Source organism: Devosia sp. (assembly GCF_017307565.1).
Classification (GTDB): domain Bacteria; phylum Pseudomonadota; class Alphaproteobacteria; order Rhizobiales; family Devosiaceae; genus Devosia.
Map to the genome: position 1 here is coordinate 1 of NZ_JAFKHD010000089.1, position 3950 is coordinate 3950.

Below are 3950 nucleotides of genomic sequence, written 5' to 3' on the forward strand. Positions count from 1 at the left end.
CGACGAGCCAGGCGCGAGCAGGTCGGCGCGGACGCGCTGGCTCGGCGCCTTGAGGACAGCGCCGCCTTCGACGAGCCAGCGGCCGCCTTCGATGGTCGCATCGGCAACGAAGGCATCATCGACATAGAGACGGACAATGCCGCCATCAGGACCAGCGCCCGCAAAGAAGGTGCGGTTGCCTTCGATTTCGATGGCGTCGATCGTGGGCGGGACGGATGCCAGCGGCGTGGCGGGAGCGGTCGTAGGGGCGGCCGGCACGGTCGTGGTCGCAGGTGCAGCGGCCGGAGCTGCCGGTTCGTTGGCTATGGCGACGGCGGTTTCAGGTGTGCTTGCTGTTGCAGCAGGAGCGGCAGCGGCCGGTGTCGTCGCGGCGGGTGCAGCCGGGGCCGTAGGAGCAGCGGCGACGGCGGCTGGCGTTTCGGCCGGAGTGGCCGCAGCAGCGGGAGACGCGGCTGCGGCAGTTTCAGCCGGAGCCGGCGTCGTGGTTGCCGGGGTGGCCGGCGCGGCGGGGGTTGCGGCAGGCGCGGCTGCGACGGCGACCGGGGCTGGTTCGACCGGAGTGGTAGCGGGCGCAGCGCTTGGCGCAGCGGCCGGCTGGGTGGCGGGGGTCGCGGCAGCGACGGCCGTGGTGGCCGGCTGGGTTGCCGGTGTCGCGGCGGCTACGGCAGTGGTGGCCGGGGGAGCGAGACCCTGCAGGATTTCGCTGGCCTGGCCGGGCGTGCTGGCGACGACCAGCGGCTGGGTCGACTTGTCGTCATTGACGACGACGACGAAGGACTGAGCCGCTTTGCCCTCCTTGCCGCGCTCGGCAAGGGTGATCTCGACCCCGCCGGTCGGTAGCGGATGATCGGGCACAAAGACCCAATCGCCGGAGCTTTCAACGGTGGTGCTGCCGAGAAGGGTGTCGTCGGAATAGACTTCGACTTCGCTCCCGGGGCGGCCGCTGCCGGCGATGACAACGGAGCCATCGGGCTCGGCGCGCAGCAGGCCAAAACTGGCGGCAACGAGATTTTCCGGCACGTTTGCCGGTTCAGCGGGCGGGGTGACGTCGAGGGCGGGCGGGGTCAATTCCCCAGCCGGCGCGGCAGGCTGCACCGCCGGGGCGGGCGTCTCGGCCTTTGCCGTTTCAACGACGGGCGTCTTGGGGAAGAGCCCGATATCGGTCAACTTGCCCCGAATGCACTGGCCCATGCCATCGGGGCTATTGAAACACGTTACCACAGTGGGAGCGACAAAGACGCCAGCGATGGCGATCAACGTGACGGCAACTGCCCCGATCGTCAGGGCAAGAGGTCGTTTCGGAGCAGTTTCGGCCAGTTTGCCCTCCCGGACAGTTGTCAGCCGGCCGCCTTGTGGGCCGGCCGCGCTGTCGCCAACACGGTGGCCCCCTCGGCCGCTTCGGTCTTCAACAGCTTGTATGTGATTGATTCATACAGAGCTTCAAAGGACGCATCAATGATATTGGACGAGACGCCGATGGTGCTCCACCGTTCGCCAGTGCCATCCTTGCTTTCAACCAGTACACGGGTGACCGCGCCCGTGCCGCCGTCCAGGATACGGACCTTGAAGTCGACCAGCTCCAGGTCCTCAATGCGGGCGGAATAAATGCCGAGATCCTTGCGCAGCGCCTGATCGAGCGCATTGACCGGGCCATTGCCTTCGGCCACCGACATGAGCAACTGGCCATCGACCCGGACCTTTACCACCGCCTCGGTGACCGTGACCTCTTCGCCCATGGCGTTGTGGCGACGCTCGACCATGGCGCGATAGTGCTCGACGTCGAAGAAATTGGGCAGAGTGCCGAGGACCGAGCGGGCGAGGACGGCAAAGGAGGCGTCAGCTCCGTCATAGGAATAGCCGCGCATTTCGCGCTGCTTGACCGTGGCCAGCAGCTTTTCGAGACGCGGATCGTCCTTTTCGAGAACGATATTATGGCGCGCGAGGGCCGTAAGAAGGTTGGACTTGCCGGCCTGCTGGGAGACCATGATGGCGCGTTCATTGCCCACGCTTTCGGGCGGCACGTGCTCATAGGTCGAAAAATCCTTGAGCAGGGCCGAGGCGTGGATGCCGGCCTTGGTGGCAAACGCAGCGGCGCCGACATAGGGCGCCTGGCGCGCCGGGGCGCGGTTGAGACGATCGTCGAAGGCGCGGGAGATATGGGTCAGGCGCTCGAGCGCTTCGGGCGCGACGCCGGTTTCGAAGCGTTCGGCATAATAGGGCTTGAGGACCAGGGTCGGGATCAGCGTGACGAGATTGGCATTGCCGCAGCGCTCGCCGAGGCCATTGAGCGTGCCCTGTATCTGGCGGACGCCGGTTTCGACGGCGGCGAGCGCATTGGCGACGGCCTGGCCGGTATCGTCATGGGGGTGGATGCCAAGCTTTTCGCCGGGGGCGAATTTCAGCACGGTGCCAACGATGGTGCGCACTTCGGACGGCATGGTGCCGCCATTGGTGTCGCAGAGGACGACCCAACGAGCGCCAGCTTCGAGCGCCGTGGTGACGCAGGACAGCGCGTATTCGGGATTGGCCTTGAACCCGTCGAAGAAGTGCTCGAGGTCGATCAGCACTTCCTTGCCGGCGGCAGCGGCGGTGCGAACGGTATCGGCGAGGCCTTCGAGGTGTTCTTCGGTGTTGGAGCCGAGGGCGAGATCGACCTGATAATCCCAGGCTTTTGCGACAAAGCAGGTGGCCGTGGCGGCGGAATTGATCAGGCCCTGCACGCCGGGATCATTGGCGGCGGAGCGCCCTGCCCTTTTGGTCATACCGAAGGCGGTGAAAACAGCGTTCCTGGTGCGCTGCTTTTCGAAAAAGGCCGTGTCGATGGGGTTGGCCCCGGGATAGCCACCTTCGACGTAGTCGAGGCCGAGTTCTTCCAGCAGGTCAATAATGGCGATCTTGTCCTCGAGCGAGAATTCGATGCCGGCCGTCTGCGCTCCGTCGCGCAGGGTCGTGTCGAAAAGGTAGAGGCGATCTCGGGACATGTTGGGGCCTACTGTTTTCGTCGTTATTTCTGCGGCCAGGTGGCCGTATCGTGGTCGGGATGCTGGTGGTTGGTGAGCGCAATGGCAGCGGCGCGTTCAGGGGCACGCTCTTCAATAGGTGCGACATCGGGCAATTGACCCAAGTCACTGACCCAATGAATGCGGCTATTGGCGCCATGCTGATCCTTTGGCGGAAAGGCCTCGGGGTTGTCGAGGGAACCAATGGAGACGCTCATCCAATGCCCGCCGACATGGGCGAAGCTCAGCGGCGTGCCGCACTCGTGGCAGAAGCCGCGTTCAACCAGATCAGAAGACCGGAAGATTGCGAGGACTCCCCGGGTGACGACAAAATTCTCCATTTCACTGCCGACCAGCGGTGCATAAAAGGCGCCGAACGCCTTTTGACACATGCGGCAATGGCAAAGATGGGCGCTGCGCGGTTTTCGCGTGAAGCGATAGCGCACAGCACCGCATTGGCAACCTCCGGCCCAGGTCTCTGTCATCCTTCACCCCTCTGCAGCGGCCAGGTGGCCGTGTCGTGGTCGGGATGCTGATTGTTCGTGGCCTTGATGCCGCTCCACCAATCCTTGCGGTCGGGCGCTTCGGTGATGCCACCGTCCTCGATCCCTTGCAGCGTATCGAACCAGGGCACGCGCCCCTCATTGCCGGTATTGGCACCGGGCGGGAAGAGTTCGGGATGGTCGAGCGAGCCGATGGTGAAATTGACCCGGTTGCCGGTGATATCTTCGTAAAAAAGCGGGGTACCGCATTTGCTGCAGAAGCCGCGATCGACGTGATCGGACGAGCGGAAGCGGCTGGGGATACCGCGGGTCCAGGTGATCACTTCGCGCGGGGCGGCAACGAGGGCCGCAAAGATATTGCCGACCGCCTTCTGGCACATGCGGCAGTGGCAGATGTGCGAATTGTCGAACATTTCGGTGGCGTGGTAGCGCACCGCGCCACACTGGC

4 protein-coding genes are annotated in these 3950 nt (G+C 64.8%); all 4 read right to left on the reverse strand.

The genetic code is table 11. From position 1 onward, the window contains the following. Positions 1 to 1257, reverse strand: a 1257-nt coding sequence (locus tag J0I64_RS02795) for a hypothetical protein (protein ID WP_291406103.1), incomplete at its 3' end; no start/stop codon positions are given. Between the two features lie 80 nt (positions 1258 to 1337). Continuing rightward, a complete protein-coding gene (gene cimA / locus J0I64_RS02800; RefSeq protein WP_291406104.1) occupies positions 1338 to 2981 on the reverse strand; it encodes a citramalate synthase in 1644 nt (547 codons plus the stop codon). Positions 2982 to 3004: 23 nt separating this feature from the next. Beyond that, positions 3005 to 3484, reverse strand: coding sequence for a GFA family protein (locus J0I64_RS02805; RefSeq protein ID WP_291406105.1), 480 nt, complete (start codon positions 3482 to 3484; stop codon positions 3005 to 3007). Next, a partial coding sequence (locus tag J0I64_RS02810) for a GFA family protein (protein ID WP_291406106.1) occupies positions 3481 to 3950 on the reverse strand: 470 nt, incomplete at its 5' end. The genes J0I64_RS02805 and J0I64_RS02810, both read right to left, overlap by 4 nt.

Excerpts from the sequence above, each read along its gene's own strand:
- cimA (WP_291406104.1), bottom strand. The coding sequence starts at position 2,981 with ATGTCCCGAGATCGCCTCTACCTTTTCGACACGACCCTGCGCGACGGA.
- J0I64_RS02805 (WP_291406105.1), bottom strand. The coding sequence starts at position 3,484 with ATGACAGAGACCTGGGCCGGAGGTTGCCAATGCGGTGCTGTGCGCTAT.